The sequence below is a fragment of the Paenibacillus sp. RC67 genome, from assembly GCF_030020805.1.
In the GTDB taxonomy this organism is placed as follows: domain Bacteria; phylum Bacillota; class Bacilli; order Paenibacillales; family NBRC-103111; genus Paenibacillus_S.
In genome coordinates this window covers 793,711-820,398 of record NZ_CP125098.1, presented here as the reverse complement: position 1 = coordinate 820,398, position 26,688 = coordinate 793,711, and the positions used below count along the sequence as shown (strand labels likewise).

The following is a 26,688-nucleotide window of genomic DNA, read 5'->3' as shown; positions in this document are numbered from 1 at the left end:
CCCCTACACCCTCTCCCTTATTCACGCTGCTGCTCTATGAGCTTCTCGCGAAATTGCTTATACTCTCCTGCACCAACATGTCCCTGATTAATAGCTTCCCATAAATACAAAGAGGCAATCGAGCGGTACGGGTCCCAAGTCAAACTCTGCTGCTCCAACATGGCGGCACCGTTCCCTTTCTCCCCTTCATAGAGCCACAACGCTGCACGGCGAAGCCCTGCATCTCCCATCGATAATACATTGTCCCTGCCCATGTAAAAAATTAAGAACATTTCGGCCGTCCACCGGCCAATTCCTTTGATCTTCGTCAAAGCATCGATGGCTTCCTCATCGCTCATCCCGTCCCAGGCGGCAAAGTCGATGTCTCCCTGCTTAACCGACTGGGCAAGTCCTTTGATGTAACCTATCTTGGGCCTGGAGACCCCCGCGCCACGCAAGATATCCTCCGAAGCAGCAAGCATGGAATCCGGTGTGATCCCGCCGCACTGCTGCTCCACGCGTTGACAGATTGTTGCTGCCGCTTTGACCGAAAGCTGTTGGTTGATTAGCGACTTGGCCAAGTATTCAAAACCATCCGTACGTCTCGGCACGGCTATTGAGCCAACCGCTTCAACCAGCTCTGCCAATCTGTTGTCTTGAAGGCATAACTGACGTATCCTAGGCTCGTCTGTATGTAATTCAAATAAGGATGTCATGGGATTCCTCATTTCCAAAGATCTAATTAGATTTAATCAACATCAAGCCTATCCATTTCCAAAAACGTTCTCATAAGAGACGCTAAGTAATCGAACATACTTTCTATTTATTATAATTGCCGACCTAAGCGTACTTCAAGCAATTCCCACTTGCTGAACATCATGTAGACTCATGTTTTTTTAATTTATGGAATTTACCTATTGATAAAACTAATAACATTAGTGAACATTCAAATTTATCACCTTTTTAACCGCAAAGTTGTAATTAATTGTTCAACACACTGTGAAATGATTTCGTATGAGTTTCTCTCGAAGTCCTCTAATTTAACAGTACCATCCTCATTATCAACCACGACGATAAGCCCGTTTCCCTCAATCCCTAAAGGAATGTTCTCAAGTTTGTTGTTGTGACTACTTTTATATCTCATAAGAGTGTTTCTATAAGATTCCATAGCTGCTATAGGTAATACAGATTCTAGCTTTATATAGTTGTCGTTAATAAATCCATCTAAATCAGCAAACTAATATGAATTAAAGTATTCTATAAGAGATGGATGGATCTTGATACCTAAGTTCTCCTCCAGTGATTCGAAATCATAGAAGTGTTTCTCTTTCTACTGGCTGCCAGGAGATGTACTCATCCTCATAGACCTCCCCAACATAAATAAGAGAGTTTGCATCTCTATCAAATGATGTTTTAAATAAAAAGTCCCATCCTGCCTGAGCAATTTCTTCCCTTAATGAGAAATATTGATTCATAGCTTTTTTTATAGACAAAACATCACCCATTAATTGTTAATTTTTTGTAACTCAGCATATTGGCTATCAATTCCCAAATCATGGTTCTTTTCGAATTTATGTATGCTGCTGTCTCAGGATGTAACTGTGCCTTAATACAGAATAACTCCATTTCTCTCATAACACACTTATTTTGTGCTGTGATTGTAGCACGTGACTAATATATTTTTTTTCGTTGTTGTTATCTCCCCACCCCAAGCACTTTTTCACCCCTCAAAAAACAAATATGTGCTACCTCCCCCTTTTTACATCCACTTAAAAAACTAGAACAAAATATGTGCAGGAACAACACAAATAAGTGAAGACGATTGCCCGCTTCCCGTGTTCTTACGCGTGCTATAATGAACTCGTTCGCAAGGCAGGTAAGACAGAAAGGGGAGCATTCCTATGGAAATGACCACAACAAAAACGGACGAACCAGCAGCACAGGGAAGCATTAAGTTCGTCACGCTCGTTTCGATTGTAGCCGCTTTAGGCGGATTATTATTTGGATTTGATACCGCTGTCGTTTCGGGTGCTATCGGCTTTATGCAAACCCGCTTCGACTTGAGTGAAATACAGGTCGGGTGGGCCGTATCGAGCCTTATTATCGGTTGTATTATCGGGGCTGCAAGCTCTGGGGTCCTCAGTGACAAGTTTGGCAGGAAAAAGGTGCTAATCGCAGCCGCTATCCTCTTTATCATAGGATCGATAGGATCGGCCATTCCGGATACATTCACCGGATACATCATCGCTCGCATGATCGGAGGTCTCGGGATCGGAATCACATCCACCTTGTGTCCTCTGTACAACGCAGAGATTGCACCGGCGAGATATCGCGGCCGTCTGGTGGCATTGAATCAGCTTGCAACCGTTACTGGGATTTTCCTCGTTTACTTCGTTAACTCCGGCATTGCCGGGTCAGGAGATGAAGCTTGGAATATATCAACTGCATGGCGTTGGATGTTCGGTGTCGGTGCTATTCCAGGATTCTTATTCCTTGTGCTGCTCTTCTTCGTTCCGGAAAGTCCAAGATGGTTAATCAAACAAGACAGACCGGTAGAAGCGCTTCCTATCCTGCTGAAGATTCACGGTGAGGAACTTGCTCGCCAAGAAGTGTTAGATATCAAAGAAAGCTTCAAGCAGGAAAAGGATACCTCCCTCCGCCAATTGTTCCGTCCGGGTCTGCGGATTGCCCTTATCGTCGGAGTGACGATAGCGGTTCTACAGCAGGTTACTGGGATTAATGCCATCATGTATTATGCTCCAGAAATATTCAAGCAAACCGGTGCCGGTACGAATGCGTCGCTTGTCCAAACGATATTAGTAGGCTTAATCAATTTCCTATTCACGATTCTCGCACTGTGGTTAATCGACAAAGTAGGCCGCAAAGCGCTGCTGCTCGTCGGCTCCTCTGTCATGACCCTTTGTCTTGCGGTTATAGGTATCGCCTTCCATACGGGACACACCTCCGGACCAATTGTCCTTATCTTCATTTTGTTATATGTCGCGGCTTTTGCCGTCTCGCTCGGACCTGTCGTATGGGTGCTGTTGTCCGAAATTTTCCCGAATCGAATCCGCGGCAGAGCTACGGCAATAGCTTCTATGGCACTTTGGGCCGCTGATTACGTCGTTTCTCAATCGTTCCCTCCAATGCTTAACTCAGCAGGACCTGCAATGACCTTTTGGATCTTCGGCGTCATGTCCTTGATCACTGTCCTGTTCACATGGCGTGTAGTGCCTGAAACCAAAGGCAAATCGCTCGAGGAAATCGAAACGCTTTGGCCTGCTAAGAAAGCTTAAACCAAATGGAAATAGACCGATCTCATTAAAGAGTCGGTCTATTTTTTCTACCCAGCTTATTGCATTTAGTGCGTCAATGTTCTTAGCTTCACTTCCGGCACCGGATCGGGATCTTTGTTCATATTCGAATGAATATAGAACATCACTAGTGCCGCCAGAGATGAGAGTGTGCCCAAGAAGAACACAGAACCTATTCCCCATAGGTCAAAAGCATGGCCGAACATGAGAGGTCCGATCATTCTTCCGACGTTAGCGAAGCCGCCTGCCAGGCCCATATAAAATGGTGCATGGACTCCAGACCGCTCTGAGAAGAAGGTCGGTATGGCCGGCAGCAGCATCATTTCACCGAGCGTAGCCAGAATCATTCCGATAATTAAATAAATGTACAGCTCGTGGAAAAATAAGATGAAGGAGAACGCCGACACAGAGAACAATGCACTGATCAGCATTTGCCTGACGATATTTTGCGCGAATCTTCTTTTAATCCAGCTCGTAAAGGGCTGCCCGACAAGAATAACAATGCCATTGACCGTCCATAGTAAGCTGTAGAACTTCAAATCCATTCCTTGCTCTTCAATATATGGAGCTACTCCTGTGGACCATTGGGTGAAAGAAAGCCAGAAGAACATCGAGCCTATCGATATAAACAAGTACAGCTTAATGTTGCGAAGCAGCTGGCCGCGGTTCAACTGGACGACTTCCGCTCTTGCAGCTGTCATACCTTTGTGCTCTTCTTTTTCCGATACCGATGTATCACTAAATGTCGGGGCGTAGCTTTCCTTCATAAAGAAGAACAAGAAGACCGCGAACAACAGCGTAGTGCTTCCTGTCAGCAGGTACGTCAGCTTGAACGAGATCGATGCGATAAGCCCTCCGACCATAGCGCCAATAGACAGGCCGAAGTTGTTGCATACATACATCACGTTGTACAGCTTACGCCGATGCTCTTTCCACCGAAAGCCTACATAAGCATTCATGGACGGCATCGAGATTCCGTTGGTGAAGCCAAGTAAACAGACGAGCATAATATAGATCGGCCAGCTGTCTGTAAAAGCAATGGCGAATAAAGCTAGAGACGAGAGTGTAAAAGAACCGGAGATCATCGCTTTGGGTCCGATTCTGTAGTACAGATTACCGCCTACGAATTCCCCGAGTACGCTGAATAACGCTTGATAGAGGACGATCAGTCCGGCCTCTCCGTACGATTTCCCCATTACATTATGCACATATAGTGTGGTCAAAGGCCACATGACCGCTTTCCCGGTAGAATTCACGAAGCTTGCCGTTAAGAAGAACAGCGCATCTCTAGGAAAAGATTGCATAACGGACCTTACTGCAGACGAAGTTTGTTTTACATTCATTATTCTCCCACCACTATCATTGTAAAGTCGTCGCCGGCCCTGAGCCTTCCCCGTTAAGTGTTAATTTTCTTCGGATCCATAGCATCCCTTACACCGTCACCGATAAAATTAATCGATAGTACGGATACGATAATAATGAGCCCTGGAGGAATCCACAGCCACGGCTGACTCGTCAGTGCCGTAATCGACTGAGCCGCATTCAACATATTGCCCCAGCTGGCCGTCGGAGGCTGAACCCCCATACCAAGAAAACTAAGCGAAGATTCGGATAAAATAGCCGCAGCCGCACCAAATGTCGCATTAACGAGAATCGGTCCCAACGCATTAGGGAGGATATGCCCGAATAGAAGCCTGGGCGTGCTTAGGCCAAGCGCAATACCCGCCTTGACATATTCCGTTTGCCGTAAGGACAGTACACTCCCTCGGACGAGCCTAGCGACAGAAGGCCAACCGAGCAAAGCTAATACTATTATAATATTCGATAATCCGGTACCAAGTACAGTGACTAGCACCAAAATAACCATCAAGCTCGGAAACGACATGAACACATCAATCACCCGATTGATTACCATATCTACCCAACCGCCCATATATCCGGCAATGGCTCCGATCACCGTACCTATCATAACATACAGGGCCACAGTTACTACCCCCACCGATAGCGACACGCGGGTCGCATACATTAATCGGCTCAGCACATCACGCCCCACTTGGTCCGTTCCGAGCCAATGCTCGGAGGAAGGCGCAGCGGAGAAAGCTTTTCCGATTGCATTGGGATTGTAAGGTGCAAGCAGCGGGGCAAAAATACCAATGAAGATCAACAGAGCAAGAGCAGTTAAGCCGACCACCGCCATTTTATGCTTCAAAAATCGCCTCATAATGATTTTGGCATAACTGTCGGAAACAAACTCGGGGGATCGGCTTTGGAGAAGCGAAGGCAGAGCTTCTGCCGCGGTCAGTTCTTTTTGCATATCCATCGAAGACATAAGGTTTCTCCCTCCAGTCATCCTAATTGTACTTAATACGCGGATCGACAACGGCGTACATCATATCAGACCATAAATTGGCGCACAGCACGGTCAGTGCAGCCAGCATGTTAATTCCCATCAGCAGTGGAAAGTCGCGGGAGAGAATGGCTTGAATGGTGAGCTGCCCCATGCCGTTCCACTGAAAAATACTTTCCGTAATGACAGCTCCCCCGATCAATATCGGGATGTCTAGGCCAGCAATGGTAATGACGGGAATAAGCGCATTTTTGAGCGCATGCTTGTTGACGACAAAGAATTCCTTAACCCCTTTGGCTCTTGCCGTTCGTAAATAATCCTGACCTAGCACCTCCATCACACTAGAGCGCACATATCGCACCATTCCTCCGGCAATGGACGTTCCGAGGGTAATCGTTGGAAGAACGAGATGAAGCACAGTATCCCAAACACTTCCGCTTCCTCCCATCGTGCTCATACCTCCGGTTGGAAGAATACCCAGCAGCACACCGAACACATAAATCAAGCCAAGTCCAAGGAAAAAGCTCGGTATCGACACGCACAGAAATGAATTTGCCGACATGAAATAGTCGAACTTGGAATTGGCTTTGACGGCACAGTAAACACCAATAGGAATGGAGATCAAATAACCGAATACAATCGAAGCTCCCATCAAGATCAATGTGGGGCCGATACGCTCCGAAATAAGATTGACCACCGGCTGGAAGGAGCTGAACGAGTGACCTAAATCTCCGTGAGCAAGATTCAGCAGCCACTTCAAGTAACGAATCATGAACGGATCGTTCAAGCCCAGCGCTTCACGGCGTATCGCCTTATCTGCTTCAGACACATCGGGGTTGACATACATATCGACAGGGTCCCCAGGGATGAGATTAATAATGATAAAGTTCAGGAAGGTAACACCTAGCAGAACGGGGATCGCAATTAACAGCCGCCGGATCAGATAATTAAGCATAAACGCGCTCCTCCGATCCGACCGTTTCGGATTCACCGAGAGGGAAGTGACAGGCCACTCTATGCTCGCCTGCGGTCAAGCCCGGCTCCCGCTCCCTGCAGATCGGCTGAGCTATCGGGCAGCGCGTATGGAATCGACATCCTTGAGGAGGCGAGGCCGGACTTGGCACATCTCCCTCCAGCACAATGCGCTGTGCATTTCTCATTGCGGGGTTAGGTGCAGGATAGGCATCCAAAAGAGCTTTTGTGTACGGATGCCTCGGCATCGTGAAAATTTGTTTCTTGGGGGCAATCTCCACGATCTTGCCCAAATACATGACTGCAATCCGGTCGCTCACATACTTCACCGCTCCGAGCCCGTGTCCGATAAACAAATACGTTAAACGAAACTGCTGCTGAAGCTCTTTCATCAAATTTAATATTTGAGCCTGAATCGATACGTCCAGCGCCGAGACCGGCTCGTCACAGACGATAAGCTTGGGCCGCAGACCCACCGCTCGGGCAATTCCGATCCGCTGGCGCTGACCTCCGGAAAACTCATGCGGATATTTTCCCAAGCTTTGTGCCGATAAGCCTACAAGCTCCATCAGCTCAGCCGCCTGGCGAACCGCCTCTGCCTCGCTCACACCGGTCAATGTCCTCAACGGCTCTGTCATCAATTCAACAATTCTCTTGCGCGGATTCAACGAGGAATAAGGGTCTTGGAAGATCATCTGCAAATCCGAGCGGAGGGACCTCATCTTCGCTAAGCCCATCGGCGCAAGATCATGTCCTTGGAACAGAATGCTTCCTTCGGTAAGCTCCTCAAGCTTTATAATGCTGCGGCCCAGGGTCGATTTCCCGCAGCCGGATTCACCGACAAGACCCACCGTTTCTCCTGGATAGACGTCCAAGTCGATACCGTCTACTGCTTTGATATGACCAACCGTTCGCGAGAAAACGCCCCGTTTGATTGGATAGTATTTTTTGACCCCTCTCAGCTGCAATAGAGGCTCCTGCGGTACTGCTTCACTGCTACCGGTTGTCAGCATCGTCGTTCCCCTCCATTATTGGAATGTGATTCATTCATAGTGTTATTGCACTTCCCCAACACCGGCAAACCAGCATTTCACCTTATGTCCCGGAGCAGCTTCAACCAACGGCGGAGCATTCCTGCACATCTCGGAAGCCATGGAGCAGCGGGCCTGATAGCGGCATCCCTCCGGCATATCGAGCAGGGAGGGAACTGCGCCTGGTATAGACTGCAGCTCCTCCTCCTCCATCTCCAAATGGGGTATGGACTTCATTAATCCGATGGTATAAGGATGCATAGGGCGCTCGAACAGTTCATAGACCTCGGCCTCCTCGACCACTTGTCCTGCATACATGACGATAATTCGGTCCGCCATTTCGGCCACGACGCCTAGATCATGTGAAATGAGAATGATAGAGGTGTTGGACTCAGCACGGATTTTTTTCATCAGCTCCAGGATCTGCGCCTGAATGGTAACGTCCAACGCCGTTGTCGGCTCATCCGCTATCAACAGCTTCGGCTTACAGGCTAGCGCCATTGCAATCATCACGCGCTGCTTCATGCCTCCCGAGATGGTATGAGGATATTGATGCATCACTTCCTCAGCTCTTGGAAATCCGACGGCTTTAAGCAATCCGACGGCATGCTGCCAGGCCTCTTTGGTGCGCAGCTTCAAATGGATTCGGAGCGATTCCGTGAGCTGATTGCCGATCGTAAATACCGGATTCAACGAAGACATTGGATCTTGAAAGATCATGGCGATATCTTTGCCGCGAAGAGAACCGAGCTCGCTATCGGGCATAGAGACAAGATCTTTGCCTTGGAACAAGATGGCTCCGCTCTTGATGCTGCCGTTACGTCCTAGAAGCTTCAGAATGGATAAGGAGGTCACGCTTTTACCGCATCCTGACTCCCCTACAATACCTAAGGTCTCTCCCTGCTTCAGCGAGAAGCTGACATCATCGACTGAGGTTACCTCTCCTGACTCGGTTTGAAATGACGTTCGAAGCTGACGAACTTCCAATAGCTCCTTCATGTGCTCACCTCATGTTCTTCGTTATTTGCGGTACCATTCGTTGACACTGTAATGCATCCCGTCCGTCACGCCACCTTTACCCTCGATAGCCTTGGATATCGCGATCAGATTGTACTCGGAGTACACGGTAATTAACGGAACATCCTCCTGAATCGTATTCTGCAGCTCTTTATAAATCTGGAACCTTTTATCTTTATCCGTCTCATTCATTCCCCGATTGAACAGATCGTCGACCGTCTTACTTTTATACCTCATATCATTCAGTGCTGCCGTGGAACGATATACCGTAGCTGGACCGTCAGGGTCCATCAGACTGCCGAAGCTGCTCAAGGTCAGATCGAAATCCCCTTTGACGAGTCGAGATACAGTGGTTGGGAAATCAAAATTAACCTGCTTAACCTTCAGCCCAATCGCTTGAAAATTTTGCTGAATGATATTGCCCGCCATTTCCCTTGTCTTATCTCCGGTCGGCACAATCAATTCAATGGGTTTGTTCATATCGAAGCCTGCTTCCTTAAGCAATTGCTTCGCTTTCTCCGGATCGAATCCGTAGGATTTCACATTTTTATCGTGGTAAGGATGCGAATTGGAATAGGGACCATCCTGCAGCTCTCCCGCTCCCGGCATCAATTGATCGACGATCATCTGACGGTCGATGGCATAGGCAAGGGCTTGCCGCACCTTCTTATCCGGGAAACGCTCCATGTTAATTTCGATGGAGTTATACCGTCTTGTTTGCTGCTCTTCTGTTCTAAGATTTGCGAAGGTTTTTACCGTCTTCCATTCGGATGCCGGTATATTGCCCGAGCCTTGAGCAGCATTCATATCGAGCTCACCGGATTGCAGTTGGGCGACCATGTTAGAGGCAGGCATAATTTTGACAAACACCTTGGCGATCTTCGGAGCTCCCCGGTAGTAATTTTCATTAGCTGCAAGCTCCACATAAGCTTTGTTCTCATACTTAACGAATTTGTATGGACCCGAAGTCACATTCGGATTTCTCCAGAAGGGATTTTGGTTCAAGGTTGCCGGATCAGCACTCTCCAATACATGCTTGGGAACAATGAGCAAATCGGTTAACCTTTCATAAAGCAGATTAGGATCGACCGGCCTGGCTGTTTTTAGCTCCAAATGCTTGTCGTCAATGACCTTGATCGAAGAAATCTTCTCCTGGCCTGCTGGAAGCATGCCCTTCTCGTTCAAGCCGTCCAAGGCAAATATGGCGGAGCGCTGTGTAGTGACAGTCTTTGGATTGACGATCAGATTAATCGTAAACTCAACATCCTGAGCGGTAACCGGCTTACCGTCCGTCCAGTTCGCGTTGTTGCGAATCGTAATCTTATAGGTTTGATTGTCCTCCGTAGTGAAGGATTCCGCCAAGGCCATTTTGAAATCCAAGGGACCTACTGTCTTAACCAATGAGTCGAAAAAGTATCGGTATATGAATACTGCCCCGCTCGACCCGCTGCCGTCAGAATCAATCGGATTAAACATTAACGGCGGATTCGTTATCCCGACTGTAATTTGACTTGCTGCAGTACCTGACGTGCTGCCTGTTGAGGCTGCGGCTCCTTGTTCCGTAGCGGATGGTTTGCTGCAGCCGGCGAGCATCAGTACAGCGAGTGATATAAGGCTCCATGTCTTGTATGTCTTCTTCATCGGCTCATCCCCCTCTTTGTTCTCTTCTAGCCTACGGTTACCGCATCTTCGGCAGCCAACACACTGTCCATACGTCGTCTCACCGCTAGCAAGCATACAAATTCAAAAGCGATATTCGCAGCATTCAACGCTGTTATCTGATTCGCATCTCGATCTGGCAGCACTTCAACCAGATCGAAGCCGATAAAGTTGATTCCCGCCAACCCACGAAGCATTTTTTGCGCTTCGTATGTCGTGAAGCCTCCTACTTCCGGAGTGCCTGTTCCCGGCGCATAGACCGGATCCAGGAAATCCACGTCGAAGGTCAGGAACACAGGCCTGTCTCCAACCCTTTCCTTAATTTTCGCGCAAAGCTCCGGAATCGTTAACTCGCGAACATCATCGGTTGTAAGAACCTCGAAGCCCATTTCTCTAGCATCCGCCAGATTGTTCGGCTTAAAGGTGCTGCCCCTCATCCCCATTTGAATGGAGTGCTTCGCATCGATTAAGCCCTCGTCCATAGCGTAGCTGAACACCGCTCCATGCGACCACATCCGCTCCGGGGTTTTGGAACGCCCCGTATCCGAATGGGAGTCGAAATGAACGAGACATACCGGGCCATGCTTCTTGGCTGCCGCTCTTAGATGAGGAAGAGAGATCGAATGATCGCCGCCCAGCATAATCGGCACAATCCCTGCTTCAAATACAGGTGTCAGCTGCTCTTCGATGGCCTGATACGACTGCTCGATATAACCAGGGTACACGGTTAAATCACCATAATCGATGCCTGATAAATATTCGGAAATGTCGATGTCGTGAACCGGAGATATAGGACGAATGCGCTGCGACATCGTGCGAATGGACGAAGGACCGAAACGGGCACCTACCGCATAGCTGACTCCCGTATCAAATGGAACACCGATAACTGCGAAATCGACATTTTCTAAAGTCTGAACATGCGGAAGGTGCATAAACGTATGAATTCCAGAAAATAAAGGTCTTCCCATTTCAATTTGCGGACGGTACATCATAACTCCACACTCCCTTGTTATTATTTAGGTCTAAAAACAGCACAAAGAGGCCGGTTGATTAGATTCAACGGCCTCTTTGCCTATACAAACCATCCCTGATGGATGGATGTGTACTATGCAGTTGTTATATATTCATTATAGATCAAGGTTACCTTAATGTCAACTAACATAACATATTTTATTATATTTATATAGATCATCGTATTTATTGTTAAATTATATAACATTATATTAACAATAAATATTGACTTTTCAGGCTTTTTTCTTCAATAATTAACATATACCTCACTCATAACCTTTAAGACTCTTTTCAACTTCATAATCTAAAATCGAGGTGATCATGCATGAAGACCCGGATTTTACACCTACACGACATTCCGACGACCAAGTGCCGAGTGGATCTAAGATTGAAGGAGCTGGACTACTGGGTAACTTCGATCGAAGCCGGTAATCTCGCCTCCTTGCAGCAGCGCAAGTTCGAAATTGTCGTCTTGGACGTCCCTGCATGCCGATTGAAGCCCTGGCTTCACGAAGCTAATTCCCGCTTTGTCCTCCCCCTCTTCTGGTGGTGCGAAGAACGCAAACCGGCCACCACAGCTCCTCATGACAAAGTAGACGGTATTCTCTGCTGCGGCATGAACGACAACGAACTGCAATGGTCGTTATTACTCGGAATCAAAAGCTTCCAACGAAGACTGCACCTGGAACGAGAGTACAGCTTTCTCGCATCCAAATTCGAGGAAAAAAAGCTGGTGGACGACGCAAAATTCATGCTTAGCAAGCTTAATGATGTTAGTGAAACTAAAGCTTATGAGATGATGCGCACTCAAGCTATGAACGAAAGAAAAAAATTGATCGAAGTAGCCCAAGCAGTTCTGAGAACGAACAACCTCTCTTCCAAAAACACAGCCTCCCCCCATCTCAAAAAATACGATTACACTCAATAAAAAATGGTGCCAGCACTCCGCTTATCCAGCTCACATTCGTCCGCCTCATAAAAAATCGCGCTTATCCTACAAAGGATAAGCGCGAAGAGCTTGTTTTATAATGTTCTATCACGTTGTAACTTCTTACCCCGTTACTACTTCAGCTGCAGCACCCTCCAACGCATTCCGTTTATTTAAAGCAAGCAGAGTAATCACCTCATAAACGATATGCGCTGCATTCAGTGCAGTAACCCGGGTCGGATCGCGATCGGGCAATACTTCAACCAGGTCAAAGCCAATAATATTCAGACCGGCAAGCCCACGCAACATTTGAATCGCCTCATAAGTCGTGAAACCACCGACTTCCGGAGTTCCTGTGCCAGGAGCGAATACCGGGTCAAGAAAATCGATATCAAAGGTCAAAAATACCGGCTTATCTCCCACCCTCTGTTTGATCCGGCTACACAGCGCCTCTACGCCAAGCTTTTTCACCTGGTCCGTTGTTAATAAATCGAAACCGAGCTTTCTCGTCTCCTCATAATGTGTAAGACCCGAGCACCCCCGCATCCCCATTTGAATAGAGCTTTCTGTATCGATCCAACCCTGTTGAGCCCCATGCCAAAACATACTTCCATGAGAATAAGGCCGACTCTCATCCATAGGCTTCCATGCATCCGAATGGGAGTCAAAATGAACCAGACTGATCGGACCATAGGTCTTGGAGGCCGCTAGAACATGCGGGTAAGAGATCGAGTGATCACCGCCCAGGATAACCGGCACGATCTTTTTCTCAAATATCGGCTCCAGCTGCTCTTGAATCACCTCATAGCTTTGTTCAATATATCCCGGATAGACCGTCAAATCTCCATAGTCAATCCCAGATAAATACTCGCTGGAATCAATGCCTTGAGCAGGATTCGTCGGTCGAATCCTTTGAGACATTTCCCGAATAGCCGATGGCCCGAATCGCGTTCCAACAGCATAGCCCGCACCAGTATCGAACGTATTCCCTATTACTGCATAATCAACATTCTCTAATGTCTGTACATGAGGCAAATGCATAAACGTGCGAATCCCCGCAAAACCCGGCTTCCCTTTTTCAAATATCGGTCGATACATCAACAACACCTCCACCCAAAATAATTAGCATCATTAACCCTGCAACTGCATATCCACGCTCAAAAAGCCGCCTTCTTTTATCCAAAGAAAGCGGCCCTATTGCCGATTCAAGCTTGACGATATTGGCAAGCTTGAACTATTTAATTGTTGTGGTCTATGTAACTTAAATTAACACCAACATTCCGTAAAGTCAATGAATTTTTCAAAAACTTCTTTCTTCTGTTTTTATATTGACAAAATATTCAAAATAATTCATAGTTATTCAATATTAAGTAACACGCATATAACATTATATTAAAATACAGCCCTATTCAGGGAGGTGCCTTTAAGCTGTGAATCTCTTATGCGAATCCAATCAAATGACGGATTACTTAACGGAATCCGATATTATCGACTTTAGCCACCCGGCAATTCAAGCTGCCGCTCAGCGAATTAAGCGGGAATACGATGACGAACAGACTATTGTTAAAGCCGCCTTTGAATTTGTGCGGGATGAAATCGATCACTCCTGGGATATCCAGGGCTCACTAGTTACTAGAACAGCATCGGAAGTGCTCCAGCATCGCCAAGGCATCTGTTACGCCAAATCCAATTTATTGGCCGCACTCCTCCGCAGCTTGAGCGTCCCGACTGGATTCTGCTATCAAAAGCTGACTCTAGGTGACACCCCGGATACCGGCTATTGCATTCACGCCTTAAACGCCGTTTATCTGAGCTCACTTGAACGATGGATACGCCTCGACGTCCACGGCAACAAGGAAGGCGTGCAGGCTGAGTTCTCGACGACCGAGGAGAAGCTTGCTTTTCCCATTCGTTCTCATTACGAAGAAATCGACTATCCTGTCATCTACGCCGAGCCGAACGCGAAAACAATGGATACCCTCGCCAACAATACCGACGTGCTGACTATGTATCTCAACCGTCTCCCAACCGACTTGTGATATTCCTTCATATTTTCATCGCAAGATCGATCGTTGAAATAGGGTGATGAGATCACCGGTTCCTATCGGCAGCCTCATCACCCTATTCATCTGTAGTTCCCCGTTCCTCACAGCGATGACATATCCAATCATTTTAGTTATTTACGTCAGGCCATGCGTTCCCTTCTCTTCGGCATACCCAATCATAATACATTTCAAAACCAAATGGTTCAAAGGCCATCCTAACTCCATCCCTAATAAGCTCAAGACCCTCTAAATTCATTTGATCTGTAAGATACATAATGACATCATGAATTCCACCATCTCGAGCAATCTCAGTAATTAGGGCAAATATCTCTTTTTGTTCTTTTGTTAACTCACCGAGTACCTTATTAATTTTTTCTGTTTCAATGGTCTTAGGCCAACCACTGCCCATTATCCGCCGAGGCAGCACCCCAGGTCGCAAGTCCACTAAATCGTCTATGAACGCTTTATACAATTCTACTGAATTCTTGTCTATCATCCTAGCTATATCCTTTTTTTTGAAAGATAGTTTAAACCACATATATTTCCTAACGTCGACCTGTTGCTCTTCAGCTCTTGTTTACCGTTCAGCGTTAGTTATTCAACTTCTTTTTCGTTGACTCGGTTGTCGTCCGTTAATGAATCCGTTTCTGGTGAAGATGTCACTGCTTCATCCGTGCTTTGAGTTGAGGAAGCCAAGACTTCTTTCAAACCGTTTTGAAACTGCGCCATGAGTTCTTGAAATTGTGTGGCCTGCTTCGAGTTGGGGTCAGCCTGTGCCGATTCTGCCGCTCTAGCCATTAAATAAATGACATCGGACCATTCCTTCATAAAGCCACGTAAATCACTTTTCCTCCCCCCAACACCTGGCTGCCGATGCCGTCCATGTCGTTCCCACCGGTCACCATCCCGTTTCGCCTCTGCCCCTTCTCTATCGCGAAGAGATGTCAATCCTTCATCTGTTATATGGTACAGCTTCTTACCGTCTGTTTCGCTGCTGCCTATAAGCTTCATGTCTTCTAGCAGCTGCAAATTAGGGTAGATAGAACCTGCACTTGGGGTATACAAACCACCTGTCTTCTCCTCCATAGCTTTGATCAACTGATATCCGTGCATGGGCTCCAAAACCAATAACTCAAGCAGAGCAAATTTGAACTCCCCGCGCTCAAAGAAACGACGTTTGCCTTCACCCCGTCCCCCAAAGCCACCTCTCGATCCGCCATGACGGTGCCTCAAAAACTTCTCCTGGTATACGTCTTCATGCCCAAAGCTTTTACGCTCTTTATGACGACCTTGATAAAATCTCATCATAGATTCATCTCCTCAATACGATATATCGTTATAATATAACGATATATCGTATTGGTCAATGCCTTTTTTGTAAATTTTATTTTTCTCATGAGAAGACACTATGTTATGTCGCGGAAATTGAGGCTACAAACCAAAGAGCACCCTGTGCCGATTCTTTAATCGACGTCAAGGTGCTTCTTATCTTCATTACGGGATGAGCTTCGTCTGTCTCGCTTTCTCAGCCACACGTTTGGTATATCCGCTAAGCGGCTTTTTCAGTGCCAAGGCTACCACATAACACAGAACGATGAACACAATCAGGAAAAAGATATCCTTCAGCGCTACTGACCATAATATTCCCCCCACAGCTTCGCGCATCGCTCCCACTGCATAAGTAAAGGGCATGAACGGATTCAGGTTCTGAAAGAATGGAGCCGCTGTGCTTACCGGGAATGTTCCTCCCGAGCTTGAAAATTGCAGCACAAGGAAAATAATAGCTAGGCCTTTGCCAATATTGCCGAAAACGGAAACGAGTGTATAGGTGATGGTCACGAATACATTGCTGATCAATATGGCAAATAGGACAAACCAAATTTTGTGCACGACATACGTTCCTAACAGGAAGAAGTCCCCAAGTGATACAATTAAAGCTTGAGCCAGACCAATCGTGAGAAAAATGCACAATCTGCCGAAGTAAACCTCATAGCTCTTATACATTCCTTCCGTGCCCTCTACATCCACTCTCATTAAGGAGACTAACAGCATAGCACCCACCCACAACGATAGTGTCGTGTAGAAAGGAGACATCGCTGAGCCGTAATTCGGGATCGGATATTTCTTCTCTTCCTTAATCAGGATCGGGTTAGATAAGAAATCACTTTCCTTTTGAATATCATTTTGCAAAAACTTCAGCAGCTCACTGATACTGCTCCCGCCCTCCAGCCTTCTAATCTGATCCGCCGTTTTGCGAACAGCGTCCTCGAACTCTGGAAGATTATTTCTGACGAGCCCTGCCACTTGATGCACAGCGCTTTCGAGATCCGAAAAACGCGTCTGATACAAATTCGACAGCTTGCGCAGCTCATCTTCAACTGTCGGCAGGTCATTTCGGATGAAATCCGCCGCTTGGTGAACCTTTTGCTCAATCCTCGGTAAATCATTGTGAATGAACGGAACCGCTTCGTTAAGGGCAGCTGTAAAATCATTCATCTTGCTCTGAATCGTAGCTGAAGCTTCATGGATTCGGGTACGAATCTGCGGCAAATCCTTTTGCAGCGCATCCAGCTCGGTTTGGGCAAATCGAATTCCAGTCTGGGCATCCTGTAGAATCGCTTTTATATCCGGCAGCTTGGCCTTTAACGTCTGCAGCACGTCCGATGCATTGCTGGCGACGGACTGAATTTGACCCAGTGCTTTATTGATGTTCGGAACAATCTCCGAATCGTACCGGGATAGGATGTCTCCGAGAGTGGCACTCGCTTCCTTGGACAGCTTGTTTAAATTGTTGACGATATCTTTGGCTGGCTTTTCACCTTTTTGTATAGAAGTGACGATCGCATTAATCAGCTGAACCTGCTGGCTGAAGTTTGATCTTACACTCGTTAACCGGTCTATCACATTGCTGAGAGGATTCCCCGGCAAATAGCTGTTCAACCTTGTAAAAAGATCAATTTGATGATCCAGTACTTTGACTGCGGTATTCAAACGGTCAGCCGTGAAGTTCAATACCGCCAGCAAAGATTTGGGGTCGATATTGGCATCCTGCAGTTGATCGGTGATTTGTGTTACAGCATCGGCCGTTTGCTGAAGTAGAATCAAATTTTGCTTAATAACAGGAATCATCGCTTGAAAAGCCGCATCATTATTTTTCAAGAAATCATTCAACTGAGCGGCAAAAGCTCCCCCATTGGTTGCTATAGCATCCAATTTAGGCAAAGCTTCGAGCGCAGCTCCTACGATTTGATCCGCCTTGCGGACATCATTAATGGCCGTGTTCATCGCGTCTTCGACCTTATAGAAGTTTTGGTCGAGCTCCACGAGACGATCAGCAGCCCGTTGAATATCCGGCAACTTTTCTTGGATAAGCAGAACCTCATTAGCCACTTCATTAACCTTTGGCCACTGATCCTCCACCTTGAGCAGCGCAGCTCCCGCTTTATCGATCTCGGGAATTTTCTGCTCTAGCTCGACGATCTTGTCGCCCTTTTCACGAAAATCAGGCAGCTTCTGTTCGATATCCAGCACCTTATTGCCCATATCCTCAATCTCCGGAAGACGCGTTTCCAGCTCGAATATACGCTCTTCTATCTTGCGGATGGTAGGCAGCTGCTGCTCAAATCGGAGGCCCAGCTCCTGCATTCGGCTCAGCACAGTTTCACTTACGGTTTTGATGAAATTTTCGCTGATTTGAGTCGTTATGCTGGAGGCGCCTTTTTCCGTAATTTTGGGGGCGACCGCGTTAATTTTTTCGTTTACCGTATATTGAATTTCCGGCTTCTGTACTTCACCTTCCAGCACCTTCGCTATTTTGCTTGAGAAATCGGCTGGTATAAGCAAGCTGGCGTAGTACGTGCCCCGCTCCACGCCACGAATGGCCTCCTTCTCATCAACGAAAATCCATCCCAGCTTGTGATTGTCCTTCAAGCTTTCCAATACCTCGTTACCGATATTGAACTGCTTATCCTGTACGGTAGCTCCCTCGTCCTTGCTGGTTACGGCAATTTTGATACCGGATGTATTTGCATACGGGTCCCACATCGCTTTTAAATTAACCCAGGCATAAACGGATGGTAAGATGGCTAGGGCAATCATTAGCAGCAAGCCCGTAGGAACCTTAGCGATGTTAAGTAAATCGGTTTTATATATTTGATAGATCCTCTTCATTCGCAGTCCACCTAAGTTGAATTCATTTGTTGTTTAATTTATCCTGACATTCCACATTCCATACTCCGTGCTTCAGAGACCACTGCAGCCCTCTTTCCCACTGCTTCCGAATCGTTCTCCGACTTTTCTCATCCTTCCTTTATTGAGCCCACGGTTGGCGTTCAGCTACTACTTTTTGTCCCGTAGCTATCGCCTTTTCTATCATCAAGCCCAAATAGTGATCCTGGGATGCATCCCGGAGACTATAGAAGTCTGGCCCTCCAGCTGCGTAGTCTCCCATATGCTGCAAGCAGGAGGCTATAGCGATCTCGTCATCATACAATCTTGCTGGAGCAAACGGATTATCATAAACCCAGCGCTCTCCCGCCATAATTCCTCTCAGAAAATAACCTTCCAGATTCTCGTCTTCTCCTCGGTTAATCCGTTTGAGGTCCATATAGAGCGGGGTCTCATAATCCGCCAGCACCCGAATGCGGTTATCGAAGATTTCGCCGCGCTGTCCTCTTACGGACAGATGATTCGAACGGGTCCAAGAGCGATGTTGGTCCTTCGTAAAATCATAAATGCCCAGCTTCCCGCCAAAATCCAGCCAAGCCAAATCACGCTGCAGCGCAATGATACGCTCCTCTGTCGGAGGACCACTGCGTGTAGGTCCGGCAACCCAATCGGATTCAAACCTCATCGCCTGAATTCCGACTTCCTCAAAGCCCGCTCCAAGCATTTTTCTAATAAGACTGACCCCATGATACATTTGAGAAATGGATACAGTCGCTTCGGTCAGGGGACCAAGCTGTCCTGAACGAATAAAAGCCAGTCGCGCCGCATGGGCCGGTTGAAAATGATACTGCTCCGCCACCTGAATCCGTGCACCTTTCAAGGTAAGCTTCTCATGCAGCTCCAGCAAGCCTTCGAGATCAGGAGCCGGCGGCGTTTCCGCCAACGCAGGTATACCAAGCTCAGCCAATTGAAGCAAGTAATCCTTGCATGCTGAGCGGCTAACGGATACGACTACAAAATCAGGCTTTTCCTTATGTAACAGCTGCTCCAATGTTGTATAAGTAGGCACATTCCACTCTTGTTCAAGCTTCCGTCCTTTGTCTGCATCCCTAACGACCAGCCCGCTAACACGGAATTTCTCTGGAAGCGCCTGGGCTATTCTAAGATAAAACTGTGCACGGAAGCCTCCGCCACCTATAATACTGAACGATACCGGTTTTCCCACGATCGATCCCTCCTATTTATGCCAATCATCTCCATCTAAAATAACGCATATTTCCATTTAATGAAACTGATTTTCCGAAATTAGTCGACAGAATAGATGTCTCATTACAACATTCTATCGTTCGAAAAAAAGATTTTATCGGGAAGATCTCCCTTATTAATGATATGATGATCAAAAAAGAAGAAAAGGGAGTGCTTCTTTGTGAATTATTCCTGGAAACGCAATCTTTTCGTTTTGTGGGTAGGCACCTTTTTGGTAAGCATGGCCTACTCAGTTTCCATTCCATTCATGTCCATTTTTTTACAAGAAGATTTAGGTGTGAGTGATCATCTCGAAGCGTGGACCGGCGTCATTTTTGCATCCACCTTTTTAGCCAGCTCGCTCATTGCGCCCTTCTGGGGCTCGTTAGCCGACAAATACGGACGAAAGCCTATGATGCTAAGAGCAGGTATCTGCTTATCGATCGCTTACTTTTTATATTTTGTCGTGCAAAATCCGTATGAGCTGATTCTGGTGCGGATTATGGAAGGCTTACTAGCCGGCTACATTCCGTCAGCTATCGCCTTAGTGGCCACTAATACGCCTGAAAAAAATATCGGCTATGCATTGGGCATCATCTCTACTTCCAGTGCAACCGCGTCGATCTTGGGTCCACTGCTCGGAGGCGTCGTCAGTCATGTTATCGGCCCACGAAATACGTTCTTTATGGCGGGCGTTATGGTGCTCATCGCGTTCATTATTGCCGTGCTTTGGGTAAAAGAGCCTTCCTTCAACAAGTCTGATGCCAAACGATCGTCTATCGCAAGTGATCTTAAGGTGGCTGCTGCTAACAAATCGTTAATGTCAGCCCTGTTCATCGTATTCATTACGTCTACATCCATTATGATCCTTGAACCTTTGTTGACCATTTATGTACTGAAGCTGGGCTCCAGTCAATCCTCAGCGTCGTTGAACGCAGGCATTATCTTCTCGGCTGTGGGAGTCGCGACTTTGATCGCCGCTCCGCGTTGGGGTAAGCTCGGTGGTAAATGGGGATATGAAAAAGTACTGTTCATAGGTCTTCTAGGCGGAGGCTTAGGGAATTTGCTGCAAATTTTATTCCACAATCTGATCGGCTTTGGATCGCTGCGCTTTGTGTATGGACTTTTTTTCGCTGCCGTATACCCTGCCCTGAATGCATTCATTGCGCAGAAGACCGATCCGAGCTTCCGCAGCCGTGCATTCAGCTTGAATCAATCGGCTAACCAAATGGGCTTGCTGCTCGGCCCGTTAATCGGGGGCTTTCTTGCATCGCAAACATCGATTCCTATCGTGTTCGCTATTAACGGCTGTATGCTTTTGCTTGTGGCTGTGTTATTGAAGGTACCTAGATTCTCGTTCCATACAAGCCCTACCTCCTTGAAGGAAACATCCAAGTAAGCTCGGATCTCCTGTTCTCCTGTTCTCCTGTATGACGCCGCCTTCCGGCGAACTTGCTAAGCTGGGTAGGATACCTACTACCCTGTAAAACATAAAAAGCCGACCTCTTTAAGGTCGGCGAACTGAAAAGCCTGTGGGTACCAATAGCTGAGCACGGTAGGTGGGGTATCCCCTGGAGGAGCGATAGCGTCCGCCTTTGTTATCGGGAAATACCCGCTACAGCAGCGATTAAATTGAAAATTTCCCGATAACAACAGCGGCTGGAAGGGGATACCCCACCGGGAGTATCGAAGCTATTTTCACCTCAACAGGTTTCTCATCATGAAAGCCGACCTCAACAAGGCCGGCTTTTTATGTTAATGAGATGACTCCGCACGGTCAATATGAAGCAAATGCTTACGATTGCCCATTATGAATAAAACAGAGATAAGAACAAAACATCCGCCTACGATAAACGGCACATGAGGATTGAACCATTCTGCCAGCTTACCTGCAAACCATGGAGCAACGGCTCCGCCAAGGAAACGCAAAAAGCTGTAAGCCGCAGAAGCCGTAGGACGCTCAACCGGTGCAGCCTGCATAACGGCTGTCGTAATCAACGTATTGTTATTTCCCAAGAATGCTCCTGCGATAATAACCGCAATGATAACCACCGCTTTGCTCGATGTCCATATCCCCATAGCGAACAAGGTTAAAGCAAACAAAGTAAGCATCGTACACATCGATGCGATAGTACCGAAGCGTCTTTCCAGCTTAGGTGCCATAAAAACGGAGGTAGCGGCAAGCAATAGCCCCCAGCCAAGGAATACATAACCGAGTCCCCGTTCTTTCAAATGCATAACAAACGGCGAATAAGCGAGCAATGTAAAAAATCCGAAGTTATACAAAAAGGCGGTAATCCCAAGCGTCAAGAGCCCGCGGTATTTCAAAGCACGGAACGGATCCAACAAGGAGCTTTTGTTCTTCGTCATTTTCTTGGTCTTGGGCATCATGATCAGAAGGAAAATAAAAGCGACGATCATAAGAACGCTAACCCCGAAGAAAGGGCCACGCCACGAAATGGAGCCTAATTCCCCACCTAGCAGCGGACCGACGGAAATACCAAGTCCAATGGCAGCCTCATACAAAATAATGGCTTGAGCCGTTCCGGCGGTTGACAATGATACGATAGCAGATAACGCGGTAGCAACAAAAAGCGCATTACCCAGCCCCCAGCCACCGCGCAGACCAACGAGTGTCCAAATGCCGTTAGACGCACCGCCCAGAGCAGCAAAAATCGCGATGATGACAATTCCAAGCAGCAGTGTCCATTTAATACCTAATCTCGACGAAACGACGCCGGTAATCAGCATGGCAATGGCCATGACCATATTATAGCTTGTAAAAAGTAAGGTAACCTGGCTTGGTGTTGCATTCATTTTTTCAGCGATTGCGGGCAAAATAGGATCGACAAGGCCGATCCCCATAAAGGCGATAATACAAGCAAAACCTACAGCCCAAACCGCTTTTGGTTGACTCAATAAACTACTTTTACCTGATGATGCAGGTTCCATAAAACTCCCAACTCCTTGTTTTTATTTTTGTTCGTTTCCTCCGCCCATTCTGGCTATAGCCGCCTGAACGCGGTGATGAAATTGCTGAATTTCATCGCGCATTTCAATCATTTTTTGCAGTTTTTCTTCGATAATGACAAGCTGGTTTTTCACGATAGGCTCCAGCTGGATTAATTTCGGCAGTTTTTCCTTATCGTCCGATATTTGTCTGTATCCTTGTCTATGTGATTCCAGTTCTTCTGTAATGGATACATAACGTTGCAGCTCCTGTAAGGAAAAGCCAAGTACATCCCGCGCGTTAATAAGCCGCTTCAGTCGATCAATATGATCTTGTGTGTACATGCGGATCCCACCGTCTGTACGTTCTGGAGGAGACAGTAATCCGATCTCCTCATAATAGCGAAGCGTACGTTTAGTCAAACCACATTCCTTCGCTACGTCATCGATTTTGAATTTTGCTGTCATCCGTATCATCCTTCTCTCTTGGTCGTATACTATTATGCTCCTAAGTTAACGTTAACGTCAACTGTAACTTTTAACAAAACATCGATTGTAATATGCTACGAAGCTTCCTCGCGTATACAAAAAGACCGTCACAGAATCGGCTGAGTTTCAACCAATCCAGTAACGGTCTCTTCATTCAGATAACTTATTTCCATGGCAGCAGCTTATTTTCAAGCCACTGCAAGCCGCGGTTAAATAATAGTCCTAGAAGAGAAAGCACGACAACGCCGACCATCAGCTTCGTAGTAATCATCAAATTTCCGTAATGCAGAATCATCGATCCTACACCCTGCTGGGCTGCAATCATTTCCGCAGAAACCAACAGCAAGAGGGATGTACCCGCAGCAAGCTTAAGTCCGGCGAAAATCATTGGCAAAGCTCCGGGAAGGATAACCTTGCGGATGACGTTAAAATGGCTTGAGCCAAATGTAACAGCCGCTTTAATCCAAATAGGATCAACATTCTTAACGCCAGAAAATGTATTAATGACGACAGGGAAAAACACTCCCAGCGCAATCATCGTAAATTTAGGCGTTTCTCCGATACCAAGCCAAAGAATGATCAATGGCAGCAAAGCGATTTTAGGAATCGGATAAATCGAATAGACAATCGGACTTACGATGGCATCCATCCACCGTGAAAATCCTAGCAGCAGGCCCACAACAATACCGCATACAGCACCAATTGCGTAACCTACGAGTATACGATACAAGCTGGCCCACAGGTTCTCATGCAGCTCTCCGCTCGTTAGCATATCCCAGCCAGCTGATAAGATGGCAGTCGGGGCTGGCAAGAACAGCGGCGGCATTATCCCCATTCGGCACACCAGCTCCCACACCAGCAGGATGACCAGAATCCCTAGTACCGAAGCATAGCCCGGCACCTTTTGCTCAAGGAAGGATACCCGATTGCGGATGACATGGCGCTGCTCGTTTGTCTTTTCATTAGATGTCGCGCTCATGCTATACCTCCTTCAGAGCTTCTTGGGCATCATGCCGAATCAGCTGCCAGATTTCATCCGTGTATTTCTCAAATGCTACGCGATGCTCGTCCTTGTCTCTGCCCATTTTAGGCAGGTCAATCCGGATTTGTGCTTTGATTTGTCCTGGATGGCGAGACAGTACAATAACTCGGTCCGCCAAATAAACAGCCTCTTGAATGTTATGCGTGACATAGAGCGTGCTCAATCGGGTACGATCCCAAATCGACAGCAGCTCCTCCTGCATCAACGTTCTAGTTTGAGCATCAAGAGCAGAGAACGGTTCATCCATTAATAGAAGGTCCGGCTCAACGGCAAGTGCTCTTGCGATACCTGCCCGCTGGCGCATCCCGCCTGATAATTGCTTAGGGAATGCCGATTCAAAGCCTGTAAGACCAACCATATCAATGTAATGCTGCCCTTTTTCCTTCTGCTCCTGCTTGCTTGCCCCTTGCTCTTCCAGCCCGAAAATAACATTCTCATACACTGTACGCCAAGGAAACAGTGCAATTTCCTGAAAGACAATACCAAGACGCGGCGGCTTCGCTGCATTAAATCCCTCGAAATAAACTTCACCCGAGGAAGGGGACAAGAGTCCCCCGACAATATTAAGCAGCGTCGATTTTCCGCAGCCGCTCGGTCCGACCAAGACGACAAATTCCTGCTCCTCGATCGCAAAGTTAATATTTTGGAGCGCTGTAACTTCGCGTTTCTTGGAATCGACAAACTTTTTCTCAACGTTATCTACTACAATCCTCATTGCATTACTTCCCCAACTGCTTCAATGCTTCATCTAGCAAGCTCGTATTGATGATGCCTGCAGGGTCAACAGCTTTATCGATGAGCTTCTCTTTGGCATAATAATCCACTTGGGTTTTGATGTCAGTAGCGAGAAGCTTTCCGTCACGATCCATGTATGGCAAGCCTTGCTTCACCGTTTCTTCAGGCTGATCTGTGTACTTAGCGATAATTTTAACGACATCGTCGTAGTTTGCTCCAGGAACCACTTTGCCGTCCTTCTGAGTCAATACTGCATCATAGTAGTAGCGTGTTGCTTTTGCATAAGCTTTCAAGAAACGAACGGACAAATCTTTGTTATCTGCAAGCTTAGGAGAGAAGAATACGCCCGATGTTTGGTATTCGATCTCGTCCCCCACTTGAGCTAAAGTGCGGCCATAGCCTTCTTTTACAACCGTCGTCAAGTTCGGCTCGTTCAACATAACCGCATCGACCTGTTTACTTTTCAACGATTCCATCAAGCCTTTAATGCTGTTCAGAGGAACCAATTCAACGTCTTTCAAAGTCAGGCCGTGCTTTTCAAGCAGACGTCCCACCATGTAATGGTAAGTAGAGCCTGTTTGGGTAATCCCGATTTTTTTACCTTTCAACTGCTCTATGGATTTAACAGAAGAGTCTGTAGGAACCATTAAAGCTGTCGAAGAATAGCCTTTTTGCTCTCTACCTTTGTCGGCAACGATGACCAATTTTTGACCGCCGGCAACCATGTTGTATAAGCTGGCCGAAATTCCCGTTGCTCCGACCTGCACGCTTCCGCCCGCTGTTGCTACAGCAATAGGCTGCGCTGCGTCAAACCATTTTGCTTTGGCATCAATGCCTTCGTCTTTGAAATATCCTTTCTCCATAGCAATAAATATCGGTGCCGAACTGGTCAGCTTAAGCATGCCGATGTCCATTGAAACGGTTTCAGTTTTAGCTGGTGCTGCTGTGCCCCCGGGAGTCGTTGGGGTTGCTTCTTTTTTTCCACAGCCAGCTAGTGCAGTGCTGATACCCAATACTAACGTTAGTGCCAAAAGTGATGCCTTTCTCATGCTGTTTACCCTCCATTTTTTTATACGCAATTACCAAACCCTATATTTGTTCGACGCGTTAAAGCAATTATCCTGCCTAAAACTCTTTTTTTATTGAACATTGTTTAAAAAATTTCATTCTATTCAATTTAGTGCTTCCATTTCAATATATTGTCATTCCGATCTTGCAGCAGTCGGGTCATATAAACAATCTGCCCCGTATGATACGCATAATGAACGGTAAGATGGTATAACAGCCTCGCGACGGGACGTTGGTAAGTGGCAATTCCCGCATCTGGAGGATAATGAATCGTTACTTCCCGCTCCAACTCTTCCTCAGATAAAGCAGTCAATATGCTTCTCGATTGCTCTCTCACATTAGACAAACAGCTGTATAATTCCTTGCAGGAATACCCTCCTTCCGCCAAAAACTCAGCAGAGCGTTCCCTCGTAAACGGCTGCCCACCGATACTGCTTACAATATTATGGTATTCATTCCCAGCCAAGTGAAGGCATAGGTTACCAATACTATTAGTCCCCTCTTTCAGCTTTTCCCAAACGTTCTCGTCAGAAATACGGTTTAGAGCTTTTTCAATCTTTTCAAGCTCTTGATCAAGCAAAGATAGAGTCATCGAAATCAACATGCTGCACCTTCCTTAAATGAAATACATTGTTTAACCTATTCGTTGTGTCCGAACGTAAATAGAGCCGGTTCTCCCGGCCCTGGTTT

24 protein-coding genes are annotated in these 26,688 nt (G+C 46.8%); 4 read left to right on the top strand and 20 right to left on the bottom strand.

Annotated features, from left to right (window positions below):
- Positions 1–17 precede the first annotated feature (17 nt).
- Both QMA13_RS03810 and QMA13_RS03805 read right to left on the bottom strand, forming a co-directional pair.
- The gene (locus QMA13_RS03810; protein ID WP_282939619.1) at positions 18–695 is read right to left on the bottom strand and encodes a DNA-3-methyladenine glycosylase family protein; all 678 of its coding nucleotides are present in this window, start codon (positions 693–695) and stop codon (positions 18–20) included.
- A 594-nt stretch (positions 696–1,289) separates the two neighbouring features.
- Positions 1,290–1,484, bottom strand: a complete 195-nt coding sequence (locus QMA13_RS03805) for a hypothetical protein (RefSeq protein ID WP_282939617.1) — start codon at positions 1,482–1,484, stop codon at positions 1,290–1,292.
- Between the two features lie 396 nt (positions 1,485–1,880).
- Between QMA13_RS03805 and QMA13_RS03800 the strand changes: the two genes are divergently transcribed.
- The gene (locus QMA13_RS03800; protein WP_481858129.1) at positions 1,881–3,275 is read left to right on the top strand and encodes a sugar porter family MFS transporter; all 1,395 of its coding nucleotides are present in this window, start codon (positions 1,881–1,883) and stop codon (positions 3,273–3,275) included.
- Positions 3,276–3,340: 65 nt separating this feature from the next.
- On the opposite strand, the gene QMA13_RS03795 is transcribed toward QMA13_RS03800, so the two are convergent.
- From QMA13_RS03795 to speB (QMA13_RS03765), 7 genes are read right to left on the bottom strand one after another with little or no spacing between them, the layout of a single operon-like run.
- Positions 3,341–4,636 (bottom strand): MFS transporter, encoded by a 1,296-nt coding sequence (locus tag QMA13_RS03795; RefSeq protein ID WP_282939613.1) that lies wholly within the window; start codon positions 4,634–4,636, stop codon positions 3,341–3,343.
- A gap of 53 nt (positions 4,637–4,689) precedes the next feature.
- Positions 4,690–5,622, bottom strand: a complete 933-nt coding sequence (gene opp4C / locus QMA13_RS03790; RefSeq protein ID WP_282939611.1) for an oligopeptide ABC transporter permease — start codon at positions 5,620–5,622, stop codon at positions 4,690–4,692.
- Positions 5,623–5,644: 22 nt separating this feature from the next.
- Complete coding sequence (locus QMA13_RS03785; RefSeq protein WP_282939609.1) at positions 5,645–6,595, bottom strand: ABC transporter permease; 951 nt, start codon at positions 6,593–6,595, stop codon at positions 5,645–5,647.
- Positions 6,588–7,625, bottom strand: a complete 1,038-nt coding sequence (locus tag QMA13_RS03780; protein ID WP_282939607.1) for an ABC transporter ATP-binding protein — start codon at positions 7,623–7,625, stop codon at positions 6,588–6,590. The genes QMA13_RS03785 and QMA13_RS03780 overlap by 8 nt, the downstream gene beginning before the upstream one ends.
- A 42-nt stretch (positions 7,626–7,667) precedes the next feature.
- Complete coding sequence (locus QMA13_RS03775) at positions 7,668–8,642, bottom strand: ABC transporter ATP-binding protein (protein WP_282939605.1); 975 nt, start codon at positions 8,640–8,642, stop codon at positions 7,668–7,670.
- A 21-nt stretch (positions 8,643–8,663) separates the two neighbouring features.
- Entirely contained in the window at positions 8,664–10,301 is a 1,638-nt protein-coding gene (locus QMA13_RS03770) for an ABC transporter substrate-binding protein (RefSeq protein WP_282939603.1), read from the bottom strand.
- 26 nt (positions 10,302–10,327) lie between these two features.
- Positions 10,328–11,311, bottom strand: a complete 984-nt coding sequence (gene speB / locus QMA13_RS03765; protein WP_349254194.1) for an agmatinase — start codon at positions 11,309–11,311, stop codon at positions 10,328–10,330.
- 344 nt (positions 11,312–11,655) lie between these two features.
- Here speB (QMA13_RS03765) and QMA13_RS03760 point away from each other — a divergent pair, with 344 nt between their 5' ends.
- A complete protein-coding gene (locus QMA13_RS03760) occupies positions 11,656–12,258 on the top strand; it encodes an ANTAR domain-containing response regulator (RefSeq protein ID WP_282939601.1) in 603 nt (200 codons plus the stop codon).
- A gap of 123 nt (positions 12,259–12,381) precedes the next feature.
- Here QMA13_RS03760 and speB (QMA13_RS03755) read toward each other — a convergent pair whose 3' ends face one another.
- Positions 12,382–13,356 (bottom strand): agmatinase, encoded by a 975-nt coding sequence (speB, locus tag QMA13_RS03755; RefSeq protein ID WP_282939600.1) that lies wholly within the window; start codon positions 13,354–13,356, stop codon positions 12,382–12,384.
- 332 nt (positions 13,357–13,688) lie between these two features.
- On the opposite strand from speB (QMA13_RS03755), the gene QMA13_RS03750 reads away from it, so the two are divergent.
- Positions 13,689–14,297 (top strand): transglutaminase-like domain-containing protein, encoded by a 609-nt coding sequence (locus QMA13_RS03750; protein WP_282939599.1) that lies wholly within the window; start codon positions 13,689–13,691, stop codon positions 14,295–14,297.
- A gap of 133 nt (positions 14,298–14,430) precedes the next feature.
- Here the strand turns inward: QMA13_RS03750 and QMA13_RS03745 are convergent, their stop codons facing one another.
- The 4 genes from QMA13_RS03745 to QMA13_RS03730 all read right to left on the bottom strand — a co-directional run bounded on the left by QMA13_RS03745 (position 14,431) and on the right by QMA13_RS03730 (position 19,695).
- Positions 14,431–14,799 carry a DUF6547 family protein gene (locus QMA13_RS03745; protein ID WP_282939597.1) on the bottom strand — a complete coding sequence of 123 codons (369 nt, stop codon included), beginning with the start codon at positions 14,797–14,799 and terminating at the stop codon, positions 14,431–14,433.
- Positions 14,800–14,897: 98 nt separating this feature from the next.
- On the bottom strand, positions 14,898–15,611 hold the full coding sequence (locus tag QMA13_RS03740; RefSeq protein ID WP_282939596.1) for a PadR family transcriptional regulator: 714 nt from the start codon (positions 15,609–15,611) through the stop codon (positions 14,898–14,900).
- A 186-nt stretch (positions 15,612–15,797) separates the two neighbouring features.
- Positions 15,798–18,473, bottom strand: coding sequence for a YhgE/Pip domain-containing protein (locus QMA13_RS03735; RefSeq protein WP_282939595.1), 2,676 nt, complete (start codon positions 18,471–18,473; stop codon positions 15,798–15,800).
- A 139-nt stretch (positions 18,474–18,612) separates the two neighbouring features.
- On the bottom strand, positions 18,613–19,695 hold the full coding sequence (locus tag QMA13_RS03730) for a Gfo/Idh/MocA family protein (RefSeq protein ID WP_282939594.1): 1,083 nt from the start codon (positions 19,693–19,695) through the stop codon (positions 18,613–18,615).
- A 201-nt stretch (positions 19,696–19,896) separates the two neighbouring features.
- On the opposite strand from QMA13_RS03730, the gene QMA13_RS03725 reads away from it, so the two are divergent.
- Positions 19,897–21,114: an MFS transporter gene (locus QMA13_RS03725; RefSeq protein WP_282939593.1), complete on the top strand. Its 1,218-nt coding sequence runs from the start codon at positions 19,897–19,899 to the stop codon at positions 21,112–21,114.
- Positions 21,115–21,470: 356 nt separating this feature from the next.
- Here QMA13_RS03725 and QMA13_RS03720 read toward each other — a convergent pair whose 3' ends face one another.
- The 6 genes from QMA13_RS03720 to QMA13_RS03695 form a co-directional block, all read right to left on the bottom strand.
- Positions 21,471–22,667 carry an MFS transporter gene (locus QMA13_RS03720; RefSeq protein WP_282939591.1) on the bottom strand — a complete coding sequence of 399 codons (1,197 nt, stop codon included), beginning with the start codon at positions 22,665–22,667 and terminating at the stop codon, positions 21,471–21,473.
- A 21-nt stretch (positions 22,668–22,688) separates the two neighbouring features.
- Entirely contained in the window at positions 22,689–23,132 is a 444-nt protein-coding gene (locus QMA13_RS03715; RefSeq protein ID WP_282939590.1) for a MerR family transcriptional regulator, read from the bottom strand.
- A gap of 184 nt (positions 23,133–23,316) precedes the next feature.
- A complete protein-coding gene (locus QMA13_RS03710; protein WP_282939589.1) occupies positions 23,317–24,132 on the bottom strand; it encodes an ABC transporter permease in 816 nt (271 codons plus the stop codon).
- 1 nt (position 24,133) lies between these two features.
- Entirely contained in the window at positions 24,134–24,910 is a 777-nt protein-coding gene (locus QMA13_RS03705) for an ABC transporter ATP-binding protein (RefSeq protein ID WP_282939588.1), read from the bottom strand.
- Positions 24,911–24,914: 4 nt separating this feature from the next.
- Positions 24,915–25,979, bottom strand: coding sequence for an ABC transporter substrate-binding protein (locus QMA13_RS03700; protein WP_282939587.1), 1,065 nt, complete (start codon positions 25,977–25,979; stop codon positions 24,915–24,917).
- A gap of 128 nt (positions 25,980–26,107) precedes the next feature.
- A complete protein-coding gene (locus tag QMA13_RS03695; protein ID WP_282939586.1) occupies positions 26,108–26,590 on the bottom strand; it encodes a DinB family protein in 483 nt (160 codons plus the stop codon).
- Positions 26,591–26,688 lie beyond the last annotated feature (98 nt).